We start from the raw sequence: 19,274 nt of genomic DNA on the forward strand, positions 1-19,274 counted from the left end.
CGCCGGTTGCGGGCGTGGCTCTTCGGGTGTCGCCATTACATCCGGCGACCAGCCGTCCGCACGAGCGTTTCGTCGACCATGGACGCGCGCTGGTCGGCGGCCTCGATGAGGCTGAGCATGGCCAGCTTGTTCACGTTGCGGCAAATGCCGGCAGAAAGCTCGTGCACTGCATTCAGCGCCGCATCGGTGAAGAGCGCATCGAGCCGGCCCGCGGTGAGCAGACGGTATTTGATGTATTGCGCCACTTCCGGCGGCGTGAGCGGATGCAATTCGCTGCGCATATAGATGCGATTGTTCAGCGACGCATAGCTCGGGTGATCGAGCCGGTTCAGAATCCGCGACTCGCCGAAGAGCAGGCAGGTCACCAACTTCTCCTGCGGCGTCTCGATATTGCTGATCGTCCGCACCATGTGCAGGCAATCCGCGGAAAGCAGATGGCATTCATCGACGATGATGAGCAGCCGCTGCCCTTGCTCGTGCAATTCGATAATGTGATTGCTCAACTGCTTCACCAGGTCCTGCACGCGCGGCACACCCACCGGCAGCGGCAGATCGAGCTCCGACAAAATCTCGCGCAACAGCCCGGTCTTGCTTAGCCCCGGCGTGACCAACACGAGCACCACGCGATATTTCGGATCGTCGAATTGCTGCAACAGCAGCTGGCTGACCAGCGTCTTGCCTGTGCCGCTCGGGCCAGTCGTCATGCCCAGCGAGGCGCGGAATTCCACCGCGAGCGTCATGCTGCGAAAAGCCTGTGAATGGCTGTCCGTGCGGAAAAAGAAATCCGGGTGCACCGCGTCGGCGAAGGGGTTTTCCTTCATGCCGTAGAAGGTCACGAAATTGCCCGCGGGCGCGAAGGGCACGATCTCCGGTGCGGGCGGCGGGGCCGACGGCGGCAGGCTGCCCATCAGGTTCATGAAAGCATCGATATCAGCCTCCTCCGTGGCGACAGCGGGCGGGAAAGGCGCTGGAGGAAGATTCGGTTCGAGGGACTGGGCTTGTGGGTCCATGGGCTGGATGGGGGTGACTTCGGTCATCACGCGGCCGCGCAACTGGGCTCCGGCTCGCAGGCCGCGGTGCGAACGGATTGGTCAACTTCGAGAAATTGAGCGGCGATCGCGGCGATGCATTTCGCATTCGCGTTCTCGGGATCGCCGAGGAGGAGCGGCCGCCGGCTTTGCGCCGAACGCTCGAACGCCGGATCGCGCCGGAGAAAACCAAGCGTATGCACCGAGGTATTCAAGTAACGCTCGGCACAACCGGCGATGCGTTCGCGCACGCGGCCGGCTTCCTGCTCACCATCGGCCTGGTTCACGAGCAGATGCATACGCGTCGTGAGCCGTGTTTCATACGCGAGCTTGATGACGCCATAGGCATCGAGCGTGGAGGCGAGCGCTGGTGTGGCCAGCACGATGGAGTCCTGCGCGAGATTGAGAAAATGGGTGACGGCCGCGGAGATGCCCGCCGCGGTGTCGATGATCAGCACATCGAAATCCGCCGCCGCGCGCAGCAGTTGCTGGCCGAGCGATTCAATGGCCAGCAGATTCAGATCCGACAAACGGCTCGCGCCCGAAGTGCCGCAAATCATCTGAATGCCACCGGGACCGGGAACCATGACGTCGCTGAAACCGGCGCGCCCATCGACGACATCGAGCAGGGTCGCCTTCGGATTCACGCCCGCGTAGATGTGCACATTCGCCATCCCAAAATCGGCATCGAAAAGCAAGACTCGCCGCCCGAGCTGCGCGCAGGCGATGGCGAAATTCACCGAGAAGGTCGTCTTCCCCACCCCACCCTTGCCACTGGTCACCGCGATCGTCCGCGTGCGGCGGAAGGTCGCATTCAATTCCGAGCGGACCTCCGCCACCGAATCGCGGAAATGGAAAATGCGCTGGTGCACCCACAGCATCAGGTCACGGCGCCAGGCGCGAATCCGTTCATCGTCCGACGGGCGCTCCGCGAGGAAATCGCTGAACGTCCGCTCGATGAACTGGAGCTGGGAGGGCTCGGGAGCGGAAGGCATGCCATTGGCACCAGTCTCAAGAATGGATTGCGTGGAAATGCTCATGGGGGTGCGGGATGGGATCAGGACCGCCGGAGGCGCGCGGAATAAACCTTTCGAACGAAAACCACAAGATATGGTGGTAAGGTTTTCAGCTTGACTACCAGTAATGGGCTGCCAGTTTCGCACAGTCAAGCTCAATGGAAGGTTCTTTTTCGTGAGCCTCTCCTCGGGCTTTCACACCACCTCATGCCTGACGTCCATTTTTATTGCGTCCTTTGCGGGACCGCGCTGCAGACTTCCTCCGAGTCGCATTACGACTTGGTGAAGTGTCCATCCTGCACGCGGCATGTCCCCGTGCCGAGGCCCGCCCATGGACCGGGAAATGTCGCCGCGTATCCGCCCGTCTTCCCGCCCGAGGTGTTGGAATTGCTGCTCAAATTTCAGTGCACCGCCTGCGGCGCCGTATTGCACGCCGATGCGCGCGATGAAGGTCGCGAGGCGAATTGCCCTGAATGCAACTCGCGCACCGGTATCCCGCGCTGGTCGAATGTGCCCGCCTCGCCGCTCCTCGCCGAGTTCGGCGACCGAAGCCGTCACGGCTCGCGACGCGCGCCGGCGGGTGCCGTGGCTCCGACGTTGAGCGTCGAGGAAATCGAATTTTTGCGAGGAATGGAAACCGGCAACCCCGAGGCCGCGGCATAGCCTGACATGGTCAAAAGGTCCACCCCGCTCGACGCCAATGAGACGGTGTGCCCTGCTTGCGGCGCGGGAATCAAAGCTTCCCCATCAGCGCGTCGCCGGCGGGTGCAGTGTCCGAAATGCCGTGAGGTCATCTGCATCGAAAGCACGCTCGGGCCGGAGCCCGAACCGCTTCCCCTACCCGCGCCCGTGGTGGATACGACCGCGGCGGAAACGCGCAGCCGCATCGAATCACTCGAAGCACGCGTGGAAGCGCTCGAAGCCACTTTGCGCGACGCCATGGCCGCCGGGCGCATCGCCGCCACGAATTCGCCGCAGCGCAAATTCATGTGGATCGGCGCCACGCCCGGTCGCGGTCCTGATTTTTCGCCCGAGCAGGGCAACGCCCTCGTGCACAATCTCGGCACGGTCCGCTCGCAAGCGATCACCATCCGCACTCCCGCCGGGGATCTCGCGGCGCGCGCGCACGCCGACTGGTTCAAGTCGATCTTCGAGCGCGCGGGTTGGACGGTTCTCGGTCCGGACGAAATGCCGCGCAACACCGCCGCCGCAGGTCTCTCGCTCGCCGTGCCGGAACTGCCGGTGGCCAAGGAAGCGGCCGACACTTACCTCGCGCTCAAGGCCGCCGGGTTCGAAACGATCCCCGTCCTCGACCGAACGCCGCTCAGCGATTCGACCGAGAAGACGGCGATGGCGCTGATGCTGCCACCGATAGCTGCAGCGTAGGAATGGCCAATGGCAGATGGCCACTGAACTGCACGGCAGCAGCACAGACACCGGGCAAAGCGAGCTGAGAGTTCAACCTCACGGCCGCCGGTTTATCAACTCGAGAAGGCCGTCCAAACCATTCAGTGCCTGATTGCGGTGGAACTCCTCACGCAGATTTTTTCCCGGCCCCGGCATTTCCTGATTCATCCCAGCCGTCTCTCCCTGCCCCATTGCTATCATCGCTTTTTGACGCTGCTCCATGGCCAGCGCAGCTTGTGGCAACCGGAAGATCGGCCCGAACTCCCGGACCGGACGGGCCTTTTCCGCCGCAAGGATGGCGTCCCACAGCACCCGTAGATTGCGAATTCCGCTGAAATTTACATTGTCATGCTTCATCGCTGGATCGAGCCGGAGCAGCGCCAGCGTCGCCTTCTCGATATCCGCTTGGGCGTGTTCGCTCCGACCCGCCGCATCGAGGAGATGTTTCCACGCGTTGAAGTAATCGGGATCGAGTTGCACAGCCTGGCGAAACTGCTCCACTGCCTCCTCATATCTTCCCTCCTCTTCGCGAAGATACCCGAGCAAATAAAAGACCTGGGGTCTGGCACCAGGAGCGGCGGCCAGCTGCGTGAAGACCCGCTCCGCGATGTCTTGGGCGCGCTGGTTGGAAAATGTTCCCTCGCAGCCGAAGCAATGGCTCTCGATGCGGCCGAAGCTCTCCGGCATCAGCTCAAAGGCGCGCCGGTAGTGCTCCTCCGCCCTGGCCAGGTCCCCGAGTTCGCTGTAGCGCAAGGCCAGCCGCGACTGGATGCAATAGGCATCCGCAAAATGTTCGAGTGCTTCCTCGTACATCTTCACCGCGCGCTGCAGCAGCCCAGCCTGCCACCAGTCGTCGGCATTTTCGGAAAGGCGTATCGCCTCGACCGCCCCGCGCATGATCTTCGCCTGCGCCGCGTCGCCTTTCTTTTCCAAAATGTCGCCTAACACCGCATAGGCCCGCATGCGGTCGCCTTTGCCTTCCTCACCGTCGGAAGGGTCGATCGCGATGGCCGCGCGCACCGTCCTTTCCGCTTCGTCGAGCCGGCCCGCATCCAATTGCAGTTTCGCCTTCCAGATGAGCGGTCGCTCCTGGAAACGATCGAGCCGTGCCCAGGCATCGAGCTGCGCCTCCCGGCCATCGCCTCCCAGTTCGAGAAAAAGAGCGTACGCAGGATCGTAGCCGCCTCGACTCTCGATCAGCCGCTTGACGACACGCAGCGCCTCTTCCTTTTTCCCGGTCACCGCGAGCGCCTTGGCCGCGGCAAAAAGCAGCGGCACCTCAAAATGATTCGTGTCCAGGCCGGAAAGATCACCTGCCCCCCAGTAAGGCGATTGTTCGAGGAGTTTGAACACATCCTCATGCCGGCCAGCCAGATGATAGATGACCGCCAGTTTTTCCGTTCGATCGCCCAGTAGGGAGGCCAGCTGGCTCGTCCCCGATTCTGGCCGCACCGGAAACTCGCTCACGAACTTCTCCGCCTGAGGCCCACGTCCTGTCTGCAGCATCAACAGGCCAATGTCCTCCAGCGAACTGCCCTCTTGATAATCGCTCACTTTGGCAAGGTTCGCGATCGCCGCGGCGAGTCCTTCCTCGACTAACTCCGGCTGCCCGAGCAGATGGCCCAACCTGGCGAGATGCAAGCAATCCATTTCCAGTGCATCCGGCAGCGGGACCCGGTAGTGATCATCGTACTTGGATCGCACCGTTAGCGGCGATGGCAACGTGCGGTTCCCATCGCTCCTCATCTCCTTCAACTGGGTCTCCAGGTCTTTCTCCGCTGCGTTGGTCGCCTTCGCTTCCACTTGAATCTTCTCCCGAAGGACTTTCACCCCTTCCTCCACCTGATCCGCCGCCAGCAGTGCATCGACATAGTGGCTCCTGAGTGCTCCCCGGATTTCGAGTGAGAGATTCGGACGCGCGACGATCTCGCGGAGCAAAGCGAGCGCCTTATCCGAATCACCGAGTTGAGCGGAAAGCTGGATGTAATCGTGCCAATATGGCAACGAGGGATCGCTGGAGAGCAGCTCACGCAGCAGGCCGTTGAACGGACGGGACAGGCTCTGACGCGAGGCTTCTTCCATCACCGAACCATTCACGCCCCCCACCGAGTTGACCAGAATCCCACGGGAATCGGTCGCAAATTGAGCGGCCTCCTTGATCCGATTCTCCGCCACCAGGCTGGCAAGATACACTGTCGCCGCCCGCGCCTGATCCGAAGCGTCCTGCGGCTCCGATCTTGGAAACCGCTTCGCCAGGGCTTCGTAAAGCCGTGCGTCCTCCACCTTCCGCACCAGTGTCCATTGGGGACTGGGCAACTGATCGATGGACTGCAAAGCCAGTCGCACCGCCAGACGATGCGTTTCCTCATCATTCACGACCAGCCTGGCCTTGATCGCCAGCGCCCTCCGCAGGAGGGCCTCTGCCTTTTCCGGCCCCACGGCCTTCACCAGGGGCGGCGTAATCATCGAACCCCCAACGTAGAGCGGGCCGGCTTTTTCCATTTGCGCGAGCCGCTTTTCGAAGACGGCGGCCCATTGATCACTCCCTCCTGCGATTTCAAACGAGTCCTCCATCATGTCTAGCATTTGGGCGTCCAACATTGGGCGCTCCGCGGCCTGCTTGGGATCTTCCATCGCCGCCCGAATCTCTTTCAAAACCCGGCTACTCGCGGCGGCGTCGCCGCGCAGAACGGAAGCCAGCAGTTGCGAACCTCGATCGCGCCACGCATCGCCCGTTTTCCGCGTCTCGAGCCGGGTGATCAATGCATCCCACGCGCTCCCGGGCGGGAGTTGTTCGAAAAACGATCCTGTCCTCAACTGGTCTCGATAGTTGGTCACGTACTGGCTTCTGAGCGCCTCGGCTGGCAACGCCGCATAGAGATCATACATGGCCAGCCATTGCGCGGCAGCTTGCTCGGGCGGCAACGTCGATGCTTGCTTGCCGAAATCCACCAGCTTCTTGCGCAATTCCGCCACCGGATCCGCTGGCTTTTCAGCATCCGGCGACTTCTGAAGTTGCTCGGCCAGCTTCTTCAACATCGCATCGGCGCCTTGATAATCAGCAGCTGACAAAGGTGCACACACGCACGTGAGCACCAACAATCCAGCAACGGGAAATACATTTTTCATCGGGTCAAACCTCCGGATTTCTTTTGTCGTTCACGGTCGCGAATGGCAAGCGAAGAGAGAATGCAGCAGGGCCCTCCGTAGGTACGGCGCGCCGCGCTGTCCTTCGTAGACGAGGGGCGTTGTTTTTTATTCGAGAGCGACCACCCGAGAACGCCGGCAGCGGGCCCTGGGAGCCTGGGGCTTAGCGCCGCCCGAAGTCCTCGAGATATTCCTCGACGATCTGCTTGAGCGGCGGTGGGTGCGGGAGGCCGAGCGCCAGGGCGCGGGCGCCATCGACGGCGACGGGCCAGTTATCAACGATGCCCTGGATGCGCGCGTCGAAGGCGTCGACGATCGGGCCGAGCTTGAGGCTGCGTTCGCGGGCGACCTCCTCGATCACCGCGGCCGCGAGTTGCGGGGTGACACGGTGCGCCGGCAAGCCGATGGCACGGTCATCACGGAATTGCTTGGCGGGTACTTCGTGTAGGGCGATGAGCGAGTCGGTGACGGTGCGATAGCCGGTCATCGGGTGGCATTGCTCGCGACGAATCGGGAGCAGGCAGGTTTCACCGTTGAGCGGTTCGCGGAACATCCCGCTGGCCCAGCTCGAGGCCGCGGCGTTCGGCTTGCCGGGGCGCACGATCACCGTGGGCAGGCGCACGGAGCGCCCATCGAAGAAGCCTTTGCGCGAGTAGTCGTTGACCATCAGCTCACACATCGCCTTGGTCATGCCATAGGTCGTCTGCGGAGTGAGCTTGGTGCGGTCGCTGTTCGGATCCTGCATCGCTTCGCCGCCGAAGCAGGCGATACTGCTGGCGAAGACCACGCGCGGCTTGCCCGGCACGGCGCGGGCCGCTTCGAAGACATTGCGTCCGCCATCGAGATTCACCCGCAGGGCATCGTCGAAGCGCTCTTCGCACTCGCCGCTCACCATGGAAGCGAGATGAAAAATCGCCACTGCCGGATCGGAGCCAATTGCGGACAAAACGACCGCGCGATTGCTGATATCGCCAGAGACCTGCCGCACGCGCGCATCCTTGGCCGGTCGCGGAAATATCGCATCCAGCAGCACGATCTCTTCGATGGGTTCCGAGCTGCCCGATGGGCCGGTGAGTTGCCCGCGCTGGAGAAGCTTCTGGCAAAGCTGTGAACCGAGAAAACCGCCGCCGCCGGTGATGATGACTTTCATAAAGATAAAGAGGGAATGGTGGGAAAAACGGATTTTTCTGTAAAGTCCATGCATTTTGGCAACAGAATGCCTGCAGAGTGTGCTGAAACCCGACCGGACCTTCGAAACCCGTACCTGACGCTTGCCTATGCCACCTCCTCTGCCCCCGCGCACTTACAACGTGTCTCGCTTCGAAATGCCCCAGTTCAACTTCCGCTGGGTATGGCGGGTGATCCTCATCGTGATCGTCATCTGGGCCCTGCTCTCCTGCTACTCCTCGGTGCCCGCCGACTCCGTGGGTGTGCTGCAGCGCTTCGGCAAATTCCAGGAAATCGTCCAGCCCGGGCTCGTCTTCAAACTCCCCTTGGGGATCGACAAGATCACCCTCGTGGAAGTGCAGCGACAGAACAAAGTCGAGTTCGGCTTCGGCACGGAGGGTGCGACGAATCCCGACCAGGAATCGCGCGACTCCGAGGCCGAGCAGACGATGGTCACGGGCGATCTCAACATGGCCCTCGTCGAATGGGTCGTGCAGTACCGCATCGAAGACCCCAAGGAATATCTCTTCCACGTTTACTCGCCGGGCCAGACCCTGCGCGATGCCAGCGAATCGGCCATGCGCGAGGTGGTAGGTGATCGCACAGTCGATGAAGTGCTCACCATCGGCCGGCAGGAAATCGAAAACGAAACACTGGCGCGACTGAAGGAACTCTCGAAACACTACGGGCTCGGCATCAGCGTCATGCAGGTGCAACTGCGCGACGTGCATCCGCCGCGCAATGTGCAGGCTTCCTTCAACGAAGTGAACCAGGCGCAGCAGGAAAAAGAGCAGATGATCAATGTCGCCAATGGCGAATACAACAAGGCCGTGCCGCGGGCGCGCGGTGAAGCCGATCAGAAAATTCGCGCCGCTGAGGGCTACGCGCTCGGGCGCGTGAACCAGGCGCAGGGCGATGCGGATCGCTTCGATGCGCTGCTCGCCGAGTATCTCAAGGCGCCGGAAGTGACACGCGAGCGCATGTTCCTCGAAACGATGACGGAGATCATGCCGCAGTTTGAGCGCAAGGTGATCATCGACGAGAACGCGAGCCAATTGCTCCCGCTGCTCAATCTCGACGGCAAAACGAAAGGAAAACAACAGCCATGAAATCGAAGGTCGTTTCGTTTCTGATCCTCATCATCGTCATCTTCGTCCTCCTCACGCTGACGGGCGCAATCTTCACCGTGCAGGAGACCGAGCAGATCATCATCACGCAATTCGGCAAACCAGTCGGCGCACCGATCAACGAGGCGGGATTGCATTTCAAGGTGCCGTTCATCCAGGACGTGCACACCATCGACAAGCGCGTGCTGCAGTGGGATGGCCCAGTCGCCGAAATGCCGACCAAAGACAAGCTCTACATTGTCGTCGATACGTTCGCGCGCTGGCGCATCAGCGATCCGATGCAGTTCTTCATTCGCTTGAACGATCTGCGGCGCGCGCGGTCGCGGCTCGATGACATTCTCGGCAGCGAGACACGCAATACCGTGGCGCGGCACGAGTTGGTCGAGATGATTCGCACGACGAAAGATCGCAAGGCGGCGATCGACGATACGCTCGCCGCCGGGGGCGGCACGACGAGTGGCGGTTTGCCGCCGATCCAATTTGGGCGAGTGGCGTTGGAAAAGGAGATCACCGAGGAAGCGCGCGGCAAGCTGGCGGAGTTCGGCATCGAGCTGCTCGATGTGCGGTTCAAGCGCATCAACTACAACCCCGCGGTGAGCGCGAAGATTTATTCGCGCATGATGAGCGAGCGACAGCAAATCGCCGAACGCTTCCGCAGCGAGGGCCAGGGCGAGGCGGCGAAGATCCTCGGCAACAAGGAACGCGACTTGAAGGAGATTGATTCGAAGGCGTATCGCGAAGTGCAAACCGTCGAGGGCAAGGCCGACGCCGAGGCCACGGCGATCTACGCGAAGGCTTACAACCAAACGCCCGAGGCGCGCGATCTTTACCAATTCCAGCGCACGCTCGATACTTACAAGACGTCCTTCCAAGGCGAGACCACGCTCATCCTCAGCACACAGAGCAATTTCCTGCGCTTCCTCAAAGGTCCGACGGCAGGCCCCTCGCCAACGCCTGCGCCTGCACCGCCCAAACCGGCACCGTAGATGAATCGATATTCGCCGAAAAAGGTGTTCTGACCGAGGGGCGGAGGCAGCGATTTTAGCCACAGGCGGACGCGGACGTCAGCCGTCCAACCAACTCATCCACCCAAACTGCTCCCGCGAATTCACGCCAGGATTCCGCCTGGCTTTCGAGCGGTTTGGTTTTCCATACGTCCGCCGGACGGACCATTCGCGATTTTTTCGCAAGGGCGCCCCATCCCTCATGAGCACCGAGTTGCGAATTCTTCACCTGGAAGACAACGATAATGATGCCCTGCTGATCGAGGCGGCGCTGCAGCGGGCGAATTTTATCTGCACGATCGATCGTGTGGACACGCGCGAAGCTTTCCTCGAGGGACTCGCGCGCGGCGGCTACGATCTCATTCTCTCGGATTTCTCGCTGCCCACCTTCAACGGTTTGGCCGCGCTGGAACTCGCGCATCAAAGGCTGCCCGATGTCCCGTTCCTTTTCGTTTCCGGCACCATTGGCGAAGACACCGCGATCGACGCACTGAAATCCGGCGCGATCGATTATGTGCTGAAGCAACGACTCGCGCGCCTCGTCCCCGCCGTGCACCGCGCGCTGACCGACGCCGCGGAGCGCGCCGCCTTGCGCCGCGCCGAGGAAGCGATGATTCAGTCGGAGAGCAAGTATCGCAATTTATTCGAGTGTCTGAGTGAGGCCGCGCTGCTCACCGACCTGCGGAGCGGCCGCGTGATCGATACGAATCACCAGGCGGAAATCCTTTTCGGCAAGCCGCGTTCACAAGTCCTCGGCTCCAATATCGAGCGCCTTCTCACCCCCGGCACCCTCGCGGAATTTCGCACCCACTTCGGCGATCAGTCCCCCGACACGGGAGAGCGGATCATTTTCGAGGGCGAGATTCCTTCCGTGGAAGGACACGCCGTGCCCGTTGCCATCAGCGCCACACGCATTGTCCTCTACGGCCGCCACCTCGTCCTCGGCTTGTATCGCGACGTCACGGAACGCAAACGCGCTGAAGCCGAAATCGAGCGCCTGAAAGCACAACTCGGGGAGCGGGAGAGTTGATGGTGGGTGGTTGATCGTTGATCCCCGCGCTTCCCCCCGCCCCATCGAATTGCTATTCGTCATTCGCCATTCGTCATTCCCATGAAGCTCCTCCCCTTCCTCGCTCTTGCCATGCTCGCCACCACCCTCGCTTCTTCGGCCGCGGACACCGACACGCGCGTCTTTGAGATGCGCACCTACCACACCGCACCGGACAAACTCGACGACCTTCACGCGCGCTTTCGCAATCACACCATGCAGCTCTTCGAAAAGCATGGCATCACCAATATCGGCTATTGGACACCGATCGAGAACCCGGACAACCTGCTCATCTACGTCCTCGCCTATCCCAGCCGCGAAGCGCGCGAGACTTCGTGGAAAGCATTTCAGGCGGATGAAGATTGGAAAAAAGCGAAAGCCGAATCCGAGGTCAACGGCAAGCTCGTGAACAAAGTCGATCAGCTCTTCCTCAACGCGACCGACTACTCACCGGCGATCAAGCCCTCGGCCGGTTCCGCGGAGCGTGTCTTCGAACTGCGCACTTACACCACCACGCCAAACAACCTGCCCATCCTGCATGAGCGCTTCCGCGATCACACCATGACGCTCTTCGCCAGGCACGGCATGACGAACCTCTTCTACTGGCACCTCCTGCCCGATCAACCGAACGCCGAAAACACGCTCGTCTACATGCTCGCCCATGCGAGTGTCGATGCAGCCAAAGCGTCCTTCACCGCTTTCCGCGCCGATCCCGATTGGATCGCCGCGAAGAAAGCCAGCGAAGAAAAAGGCGGCGGCTCGCTCACCATCCCCGATGGCGTGAAATCCGTCTTCCTCAAGCCGACGGATTACTCACCAACGCGCTGAACCGATCGCGGCGGGACGCGAGCACGATCAACAGACCGGCCAGCCCGCCGCTGATCACGAACAACGGCAGCAGGCTCAAGCGGCTTTGCGGGAAGAAGAATTCGCCCACGTTGAACGAGTTCCAATTCGTCTGCACCGAGCCGGCGGGAAAATAGCTGAAGGTTAGCAGGCCATCGTAAGTGCCGATGGGATTGACTGACACCGGCCCGCGGATCGCCCCGAGAATGAAGGGACTGGAGTCACCGCGTGCGATGCTATCGCGCATGTCTTTCTCCTCCTCGGCGAGGTGCTGTTTGCGTTCGGCTTCGGGGATTTTGTCCTCCTGCATTTGCCTGTCTTCGTTATCGAGCCGCGCCGCGATCAATTGGTTCAGGACTGGCCAGGCGCGACCATAGGCAAAGAGCGGCCACGCGTATTCCCCTACGATCTGGCAAAAGAAGTCATCCTTGCGATGCGCGTCGTCGACCCGGGCGTGGCCGCCGACCGCGAGTGAGTTCTGCGCATCGGTCGCGGTCAGCAACGTCTGTTGGGTGATCGAGATGAGCGCGAGCGCCGCAGTGACCCAGCGCCAGCGCAGGAACGCGACCACCAGCGGTAACCCGAGAAACGGCAGCCCGGGTACGAGGTAACGCGGACCCGCCGCGAAGCCACCATGATAGCCGTTGAAGCACACATTCACGATGAAGAAGAAGCCGAAGATGGCGAGGCAGAGCCGCGCCTCGGCGACAAGGGTTTTTTCGCGCAGCCAGACGAAGAGCCCGTAGAGACTCATGATCGTCACCGGTGCGAGGAAGAAGATCCCGCGATAAGGCGAGACGGTAAGCAACCCCGCGACATACGGATTCGGCATGTAGAACATGCCGAGAAATGCGCTGGTGTCGGCGAAGAGCGGGTTTTGGAAGTCGTTCGCAAATCGGAATGGCGAACCGAAGTTCACTTGATCGTAAGCGCAGAGCGCGATCGCCGGCGGGATGACACCGACGATGTACCAAATCGCCGCGCGCCAATTCCAAGCAACCTTCTCTCGCGTCGAACACGTGCCAAGCAGCGCATAGATGCCGAGAATCACGCCGGCGCCAAAGGCCACATAGTTGGTCACGACGGCGATACCGGCGCAGATTCCCGCAACGATCACGCGCCACGGCGTTGGGCGTTCCATGTGGCGCACCCGCCACAAACACGAGAAGGAAATCAGCAGGAAGATCGCGGTGAGATCGTGATCGAAGAGCAGCGTGCCAAACGGGAAAAACGTGGTGCCAAAGGCAAACGCCAGCGTGGCCAGGAGCGCCGGCAGCGATTTGCCGTCCGCCATTTCCCGCGCCAGGCGGAAGAACACTACGCACCCCAAAGCCGACACGAGACCCACACTGAACGCGGAAGTCAGCCACGCGTTCACCGTCAGCGTCCACCAATCGTCCGGATTCAAGCCACGCCACTTTTCAAAGTGATAGATGAGCCAATAGGCCGGCACCGCGAGGAAGGTCGTGCCCGGGGGTTTGTTCGGATGAAACTGGCCCGTCGACGGCACGTAGCCGATGTCGCCCGAACTGCACTCCTCGATCATCGGCACATTCTTGGCATCCGGCGTCCGCGAATCCTCATTCACCGGATAGAGACTGTAAGCCATGTCCACCCACGACAGCGCGCACACTTCGCCCTGCCATTTGTATTCCGCATGATTCAGCGGCAGGCGCACGAAACGCCGGCCGGAGGAATCTTTCGGGTCGACCTTGTAGACGAGGAAATCATCGATCGCGAAACGCCCTTCCTCCACGACCGCACGCACCTCCGCGAAGCGGGAATTTTGGTTCCACCCGCCGCCTTGATGAAACCAGGCGAACGCGAAGAAACAGGCGGAAAACAGCAGCCACTCAAAGCACCGGAGCGGAGCCATTAGCAAAGGAAAAGGGGATGCGGACTAACCATTTGGGGAAAGGAAAATGGAGACGTTGCCCGCATTCCCTGCCAAGCGGAATCTTTTTTGTGGTCACTCTGTGTATCCGGTCCCGGTGGAACCACGTCAGTGGCGGCGTCCGATTCAGCCTGATGTCGTATGAAACCTGTCGTCCTCACCGTTACCATCCCGGCTACCGTCCTCAGTTGCCAGGTCAATGCTGGCGATGACGTGGCCGCTGGCCCCTCGCCGGAAATCCCGGAATTGAAGGCGCTCAACCACTATGCGGGTCAGTGGGAAGACGAGATCTCCGGGCGCCCGGGCGTGCGCCGCACCGAAGTGGGAGAGTGGATTCTCAACGGCCGGTTTCTGCGCCAGTCGTGGTCTACGCAGTCGAGCGACGGGTCGCCGCCCGCCCAAGGACTCACCCTCATGACCTTCGACGTAGAGACGAAGGTCTACCGCAGTTGGGGATTTCTGGCCACGGGAACGGTCATCGAAAACTCGGGAACTTGGGACGAGACCACGCAGACTTTCACGTGGGGGCATCGGCTCATGGACACCACCGAAACCGTGACGACCAAGGCTTCGTTTCCCAGCGAGAATAGCCAGGCTTGGTACATCGTGAAAACCGACGAGAATCATAAGATCGTACGTGAAGTCACGGGCCGCAGCATCCGGCAGAGTCCTACGGTTTTGCACGCGGCCTAGGTCAGTCGCAGAATCCGATACGTCGCAGAGGAGGTCTGCTCGATCCGAATCTGCGAACGCGACCGTCTCGTCTTCGGCACCATTCTCTCCTGTATCACCTCGCCCGCCAAAAAATGCGGCGGCCCTTCCTCCGTTGCGGGAATGTGCGGTGATGGGGGAAGGGCCGCTTGGGATGTTGTCCGCAGTTGCAACACTGCCGACATTTTCTTTTCGCGCTGCCTCGAATGCTGGATGTGCACGACGCAATTTTTTTTGCGGAAAGTCGGATTCGCTTGACTGGAAAATGTCACCGCAATTTAACAGGAGTGCCCACGAACTGCTGGTCTGGTCCAGCGCGGAATCTGCGTAACCCCATCTCCCATTTTCTTATGCACAACACACCCCTACGTTCCCTCGTTTCAAGAATCCTTGGCTTTGGCACCGCCGCTCTTCTCGGGGCCGCAGCCTCCGCCTCCGCGGCCCAGGATGTCTGGGTTGGTTCGTCGGAGCTGTTTAGTGAGCCAATTTGGACTCCCCCTCTTCTTTTCGCACCCTTCAATAACTGGAGCACCGGCAATCCTCCTCTGGCCTCGGAAGATGCGATTTTTCCCGGTGCCATCCCCACCTTTCCAATCTTCGCCTCGGCCCCACCGCCGGTGGATCAGTTTGCCAACGGAAAAACCATCTTCCTGCTTTCAATTCCCGCAAGCTTCGTTCCTCCGGGTTTCCCCGGTATCTTCCAACTGACAGCCAATAGTCTGACTTTCCAAAACAGCTATCGACTGATCGACATCAATACCATCACTCCCTTCGTCGGCCCCGGCTTTTCGTCCGCTCCGCTCTTGTTGAGCAGTGGGAACATCACCGTCGTCAAAGGTTCCACCGCGGAAATTGACTTCGGTCTCCAGAGTGTCAACAACACTATCACCAAACTCGGGCGCGGAACTCTGCTCCTCAACGGCGAGGTGTTTGGCAACCTCCTCGTCCGACAGGGAACGCTCGGCGTTGGTTCCACCCTGGCCTTCGATCCCACCACCTTCGCCATGAGCGAAACCCCGGGAACGCTCCGGGTCGATGGCAAGCTTACTCTCAAGAAGAACACCACCTTTGCCGTTCAACTCGCCTCGCCGACTTTCTATGGGCAAGTTCACGTCAACGGCTCCGCCAATCTCGCCGGTACTCTATCCGTCAGCTACGCCAACGGCTTCGAAGTTCAGCGCGGACAAAGCTTCGACATCATTCACGCCGAAAATGGAGTCAATGGCCAATTCAGTACCCTCACCGACTCGCATGCCACCGGCACGCTGCTGACACTCGGCGTCTCCTATCGCACCCATGACGTCTATCTGGAGATCCTGCAGGGCTCCTTCGCCAGCCTGCCCGATCTTACGCCCAACCAACTGTCTGTCGGCCGCGAACTCGACAACGTCGTCAACGACCACCGCGTTTCCACACTCATCGATCATCTCGACCGCCTGCAATTGAACGATGTGCCCAGCGCGCTCGACCGCATCGCACCGGAGGAATTGACCTCTATCTTCACCATGGGTGTCGCCGTGGACAAGGTGCAGGTGGATAACATCCAGCGCCGCAACGAGGAAATCCGCGCCGGTTCGAGCGGCTTTAGCGCCGCCGGACTCGCCATGCAGGGCACCGGTCCCGGATACAGCGGCACCTTTGGCATTAACACCGGAGTCGCCGGCCCGAACGGGAATGATGGCAAGGAAAGCAAAGAAATGAAGACGGTCGCTCCGGAGGAAAAGCGCTGGGGCATTTTCCTCAGCGGCACGGGCGAATGGCTGAGCGTGAATGACGACCGCAATGCGCGCGGCTACGATCTGAGCAGCGGTGGCTTCACGGTGGGCGTCGACTACAAGGTGTGCCCGAACTTTGCCGTAGGTCTCAGCGCCGGCTACGTCGGCATCAGCACCGATCTCAACGACGGCGGCCGTGTCTCCGTCAATGGCGGCAAGCTCGGCCTCTACGCCACGACCTTTGTTGGCGGCTGGTATGCCGATGTGGCCGTCGATGGCGGCTACAGCAGCTACGACATGCACCGTGCAGGCTTCGAAGGCACCGCCCGCGGTTCGACCGATGGCGGCGATCTCAACGTGCTCTTCGGCACGGGCTACGACTTCAAGAAGGGCGCATTCACCTTCGGTCCCACGGCCTCCTTCAACTACACCTACGTCGGCATCGGCGGCTTCGACGAACGCGGCTCGCTGGCGCCTCTGCGCTTTGGTTCGCAAGGCCAGGACTCGCTGCGCTCCGCCTTCGGCTTCAAGGCCAGCTACGATTGCAAAGTCGGCGGCCTGGTTATCCGGCCGGAGATTCGCGCCGCGTGGCAGCATGAGTACGGCGACTCCGCCTACCAAATCGATTCCAGCTTCGCCAATGGCGCGGGCGGGGTCTTCGCGGTCAATGGGCCCAAGCTCGGTCGCGACAGCGCGCTGCTCGGCGCCGGTTTTGCCATCCAGTGCAGCGAGCGTTGCACGACCTACTTCTATTACGATGGTGAACTCGGCCGCACGAACTACCACTCCGCAGCGGTGACGGGCGGCGTGCGCTTCGCCTTCTAAAAGAGACAGCCTGCAATCTACAACGGCGCCGGCGTCGCGGATATTCCGTGGCGCCGGCGCCTTCTTTTTGGAACGATGGTCATCTCACCTTCGATGACCACCGGCCTCTTTCTCACCCGATCGTTCATCTGGCTTGCCCTGATCGCCTATGCGCTTGCGATCGGCTTGATGATTCTGTCGCCAGAACATCCCGGCTGGCGGCTTCGCGCCCGCAGCGTCTGGACATTCGGCTGCATCGCCTTTCTCGCGCATGTGCTCTGCGCTTTCGCCTATTTCCACCACTGGAGCCACACGGAAGCGTATCGGGAAACGGCGCGGCAGACCGCCGCGCTCACCGGCCGAGCCTGGGGCGGCGGCATCTATTTCAACTATCTCCTCGCCGCTCTCTGGATCGCCGACGTGTCCTGGTGGTGGCTCGCGCCGCAGAGCTTCGACCGCCGTCCGCGATGGCTGGCCATCGCATGGCACGTCTTCTTTTTCTTCATGGTCTTCAACGGCACCATCGTCTTCGGCCATGGCCCGGTGCGCGTACTCGGCGTCGATATCTGCTTGGTCCCCATCGCCTGCTGGTGGTACCGACGGCGGCACCTGACTGTTGTCCGTTGATGCCCGAACCCTGGCTTTCGGCAACCGGACACTAAGAGCTTCGCTCGCCGCCTATTGATTGGCAGAATCGACGTGCCCCCTTTCCCCCATGGCTCTCTTCCAACTCGATCCTGCCAGCATCGTGGCGCGCGTGCGTGGTTCCGACAAAACCGTGTCGCTCCCTTCGCTCACCTCATCAGTCGTGCGCGGTATCATCGGCTTCACCATCCTGAGCATCCTCGGGTTTCTGCCGTGGCCGATCATGGATCGCTGGTTCTCGCATCCGACTGAAGTCGGTCTCTACATCGCCTGCACCGCAGTCTTCATCGGACTCAGCGGTCCGTGCCTGCATCGTCTCATTATCGGTCCCGGCTCGCTCTCGCGCTTCTATCAACTCTTCGCTCTCGCTTTCATCGCCTACGCGGTCCTCTGGGTCGCTTTCTGGATGGGATTGCGCGGCAATGCCGGGGAAATCGCCGGCCTTCTCGGCGGGACGGCAGCGATGGGACTCATACTCGCTTTCGCCTTCGGCGTCCCGGGCACCGCTCCCAAGGTCGTCCTCGCACTTTTTCTCCTTAATGGCATCGGCTACTACGCCGGCGGCAAGATCGAGGGCAAACTCGGCGTCGATCATCGCCTCGCTGCCATGTTCCTCTGGGGTGCCTGCTACGGCATCGGTTTCGGCGCCGGACTCGGTACCGCATTCCATCTCTGCCAGAAGCGCGCCCGCGCTCTGCTGCGCCAATCCTGATCCCCCATGAAAACGTTACGTTATCTATTTCTGTCGGCCCTCACGGCCATTGCGCTGCAATACCCCACTTTCGCTGCCGAAGAGTCGACGCCCTCGTTTCAAGTCCGCCCGGTCACCATCTGGAGCGATGGTACCCGCATGGCCGGTGACTTGTATGTCCCGAAAGATTTGCCGGAAGGCGAGAGGCGCGCGGCCATTCTGTTTTGTGCGGGCACCGGCGGGACGAAGAAAAACAACGGCGCCCTCTACGGTGCACGTTTTGCCCGGGAAGGTTTTGTTGTGCTCGCCTTCGACTATCGCGGTTGGGGGGAGAGCGATGCCAAACTCATGCTCACGGAGCCGATGCCGAAACCTGATGAAAAAGGCGAGGTCACGGTGAAAGCCCGGGCGATCCGATGGCAGATGGATCTCGCCGACCAAACGCTCGACATCCGCTGCGCACTCAGTTTTCTCGCCGGCGAACCCTGTGTGGACGCCGGGCGGATCGGCATTTTCGGCACCAGCTATGGCGGTGGCTTGGTCACGTGGGTGGCTGGCAACGACCCGCGGGTGAAATGCCTCGTCGCCCAAGTTCCGGGCATGGGCGGCGGACGCGGACCAGCCGCGCAAAAGTACGCCAGCGACCTCGCCGTGAAACAGGCGCGTGGCGAAACGGAACCAGTGCCCATTGAAACCGGAAAGCTCACCGGCAAGATGGCTGCCTATCCTCAAATGCGCGTGAACCCGGCCAAGGGCATTGGTTACAGCGCGTTCGAGGCGGCCGCGAAAATCAAGGCACCCACGATGATCCTGGTGGCAGAAAAGGAAGAGCTCATGAACAACGCCGACAACGGCAAACGCGTTTTCGACATCCTGCAGGAAAATCACGTGCCCACGGAATATCACGTCCTGCCCGGTATCACGCATTACGGCGTTTATCGCGATGCTTTTGCCGAGGCCACGCAGTTGGAGACGGCGTGGTTCACGAAGTATCTCGCGCCGTATCCGGCCAACTAGCTTGTCT

Annotated in this window: 16 protein-coding genes; 11 read left to right on the forward strand and 5 right to left on the reverse strand. The window is 61.1% G+C overall.

Annotated elements, in window-relative coordinates:
• Positions 1 to 35 precede the first annotated feature (35 nt).
• Both CFE428DRAFT_RS26330 and CFE428DRAFT_RS26335 read right to left on the reverse strand, forming a co-directional pair.
• Positions 36 to 1,010, reverse strand: a complete 975-nt coding sequence (locus tag CFE428DRAFT_RS26330; protein WP_157447638.1) for an ExeA family protein — start codon at positions 1,008 to 1,010, stop codon at positions 36 to 38.
• A 26-nt stretch (positions 1,011 to 1,036) separates the two neighbouring features.
• Entirely contained in the window at positions 1,037 to 2,068 is a 1,032-nt protein-coding gene (locus CFE428DRAFT_RS26335) for a MinD/ParA family protein (RefSeq protein ID WP_006982732.1), read from the reverse strand.
• Between the two features lie 183 nt (positions 2,069 to 2,251).
• On the opposite strand from CFE428DRAFT_RS26335, the gene CFE428DRAFT_RS26340 reads away from it, so the two are divergent.
• On the forward strand, positions 2,252 to 2,707 hold the full coding sequence (locus CFE428DRAFT_RS26340) for a hypothetical protein (RefSeq protein WP_006982733.1): 456 nt from the start codon (positions 2,252 to 2,254) through the stop codon (positions 2,705 to 2,707).
• A gap of 6 nt (positions 2,708 to 2,713) precedes the next feature.
• Positions 2,714 to 3,430, forward strand: coding sequence for a hypothetical protein (locus CFE428DRAFT_RS26345; RefSeq protein WP_006982734.1), 717 nt, complete (start codon positions 2,714 to 2,716; stop codon positions 3,428 to 3,430).
• Between the two features lie 78 nt (positions 3,431 to 3,508).
• On the opposite strand, the gene CFE428DRAFT_RS26350 is transcribed toward CFE428DRAFT_RS26345, so the two are convergent.
• Both CFE428DRAFT_RS26350 and CFE428DRAFT_RS26355 read right to left on the reverse strand, forming a co-directional pair.
• Positions 3,509 to 6,523, reverse strand: a complete 3,015-nt coding sequence (locus CFE428DRAFT_RS26350) for a tetratricopeptide repeat protein (RefSeq protein WP_162145316.1) — start codon at positions 6,521 to 6,523, stop codon at positions 3,509 to 3,511.
• A 238-nt stretch (positions 6,524 to 6,761) separates the two neighbouring features.
• Positions 6,762 to 7,748: an NAD-dependent epimerase/dehydratase family protein gene (locus tag CFE428DRAFT_RS26355; RefSeq protein WP_006982736.1), complete on the reverse strand. Its 987-nt coding sequence runs from the start codon at positions 7,746 to 7,748 to the stop codon at positions 6,762 to 6,764.
• 127 nt (positions 7,749 to 7,875) lie between these two features.
• On the opposite strand from CFE428DRAFT_RS26355, the gene hflK reads away from it, so the two are divergent.
• The 4 genes from hflK (at position 7,876) to CFE428DRAFT_RS26375 (ending at position 11,772) form a co-directional block, all read left to right on the forward strand.
• Positions 7,876 to 8,874 carry an FtsH protease activity modulator HflK gene (gene hflK, locus CFE428DRAFT_RS26360; RefSeq protein ID WP_006982737.1) on the forward strand — a complete coding sequence of 333 codons (999 nt, stop codon included), beginning with the start codon at positions 7,876 to 7,878 and terminating at the stop codon, positions 8,872 to 8,874.
• Entirely contained in the window at positions 8,871 to 9,878 is a 1,008-nt protein-coding gene (gene hflC, locus CFE428DRAFT_RS26365; protein WP_006982738.1) for a protease modulator HflC, read from the forward strand. Before hflK ends, hflC begins: the two co-directional genes overlap by 4 nt.
• A 220-nt stretch (positions 9,879 to 10,098) precedes the next feature.
• Positions 10,099 to 10,926 carry a response regulator gene (locus tag CFE428DRAFT_RS26370; protein WP_006982739.1) on the forward strand — a complete coding sequence of 276 codons (828 nt, stop codon included), beginning with the start codon at positions 10,099 to 10,101 and terminating at the stop codon, positions 10,924 to 10,926.
• Positions 10,927 to 11,007: 81 nt separating this feature from the next.
• Positions 11,008 to 11,772: an NIPSNAP family protein gene (locus CFE428DRAFT_RS26375; protein WP_006982740.1), complete on the forward strand. Its 765-nt coding sequence runs from the start codon at positions 11,008 to 11,010 to the stop codon at positions 11,770 to 11,772.
• On the opposite strand, the gene CFE428DRAFT_RS26380 is transcribed toward CFE428DRAFT_RS26375, so the two are convergent.
• On the reverse strand, positions 11,741 to 13,666 hold the full coding sequence (locus CFE428DRAFT_RS26380) for an ArnT family glycosyltransferase (protein ID WP_006982741.1): 1,926 nt from the start codon (positions 13,664 to 13,666) through the stop codon (positions 11,741 to 11,743). The genes CFE428DRAFT_RS26375 and CFE428DRAFT_RS26380 overlap by 32 nt on opposite strands.
• A gap of 159 nt (positions 13,667 to 13,825) precedes the next feature.
• Here CFE428DRAFT_RS26380 and CFE428DRAFT_RS26385 point away from each other — a divergent pair, with 159 nt between their 5' ends.
• From CFE428DRAFT_RS26385 to CFE428DRAFT_RS26410, 5 genes are all read left to right on the forward strand, one after another.
• Positions 13,826 to 14,377, forward strand: coding sequence for a DUF1579 domain-containing protein (locus tag CFE428DRAFT_RS26385; protein ID WP_006982742.1), 552 nt, complete (start codon positions 13,826 to 13,828; stop codon positions 14,375 to 14,377).
• A 368-nt stretch (positions 14,378 to 14,745) separates the two neighbouring features.
• Positions 14,746 to 16,935, forward strand: coding sequence for an autotransporter family protein (locus tag CFE428DRAFT_RS26395; protein ID WP_006982743.1), 2,190 nt, complete (start codon positions 14,746 to 14,748; stop codon positions 16,933 to 16,935).
• A 75-nt stretch (positions 16,936 to 17,010) separates the two neighbouring features.
• Complete coding sequence (locus tag CFE428DRAFT_RS26400; protein WP_042725854.1) at positions 17,011 to 17,541, forward strand: hypothetical protein; 531 nt, start codon at positions 17,011 to 17,013, stop codon at positions 17,539 to 17,541.
• A gap of 88 nt (positions 17,542 to 17,629) precedes the next feature.
• Positions 17,630 to 18,271 carry a hypothetical protein gene (locus tag CFE428DRAFT_RS26405; RefSeq protein WP_006982745.1) on the forward strand — a complete coding sequence of 214 codons (642 nt, stop codon included), beginning with the start codon at positions 17,630 to 17,632 and terminating at the stop codon, positions 18,269 to 18,271.
• 6 nt (positions 18,272 to 18,277) lie between these two features.
• Entirely contained in the window at positions 18,278 to 19,267 is a 990-nt protein-coding gene (locus CFE428DRAFT_RS26410) for an alpha/beta hydrolase (RefSeq protein ID WP_006982746.1), read from the forward strand.
• The last annotated feature ends 7 nt before the right edge of the window (positions 19,268 to 19,274 follow it).

The sequence above is a fragment of the Chthoniobacter flavus Ellin428 genome, from assembly GCF_000173075.1.
GTDB classification, from domain to species: Bacteria; Verrucomicrobiota; Verrucomicrobiia; order Chthoniobacterales; family Chthoniobacteraceae; genus Chthoniobacter; species Chthoniobacter flavus.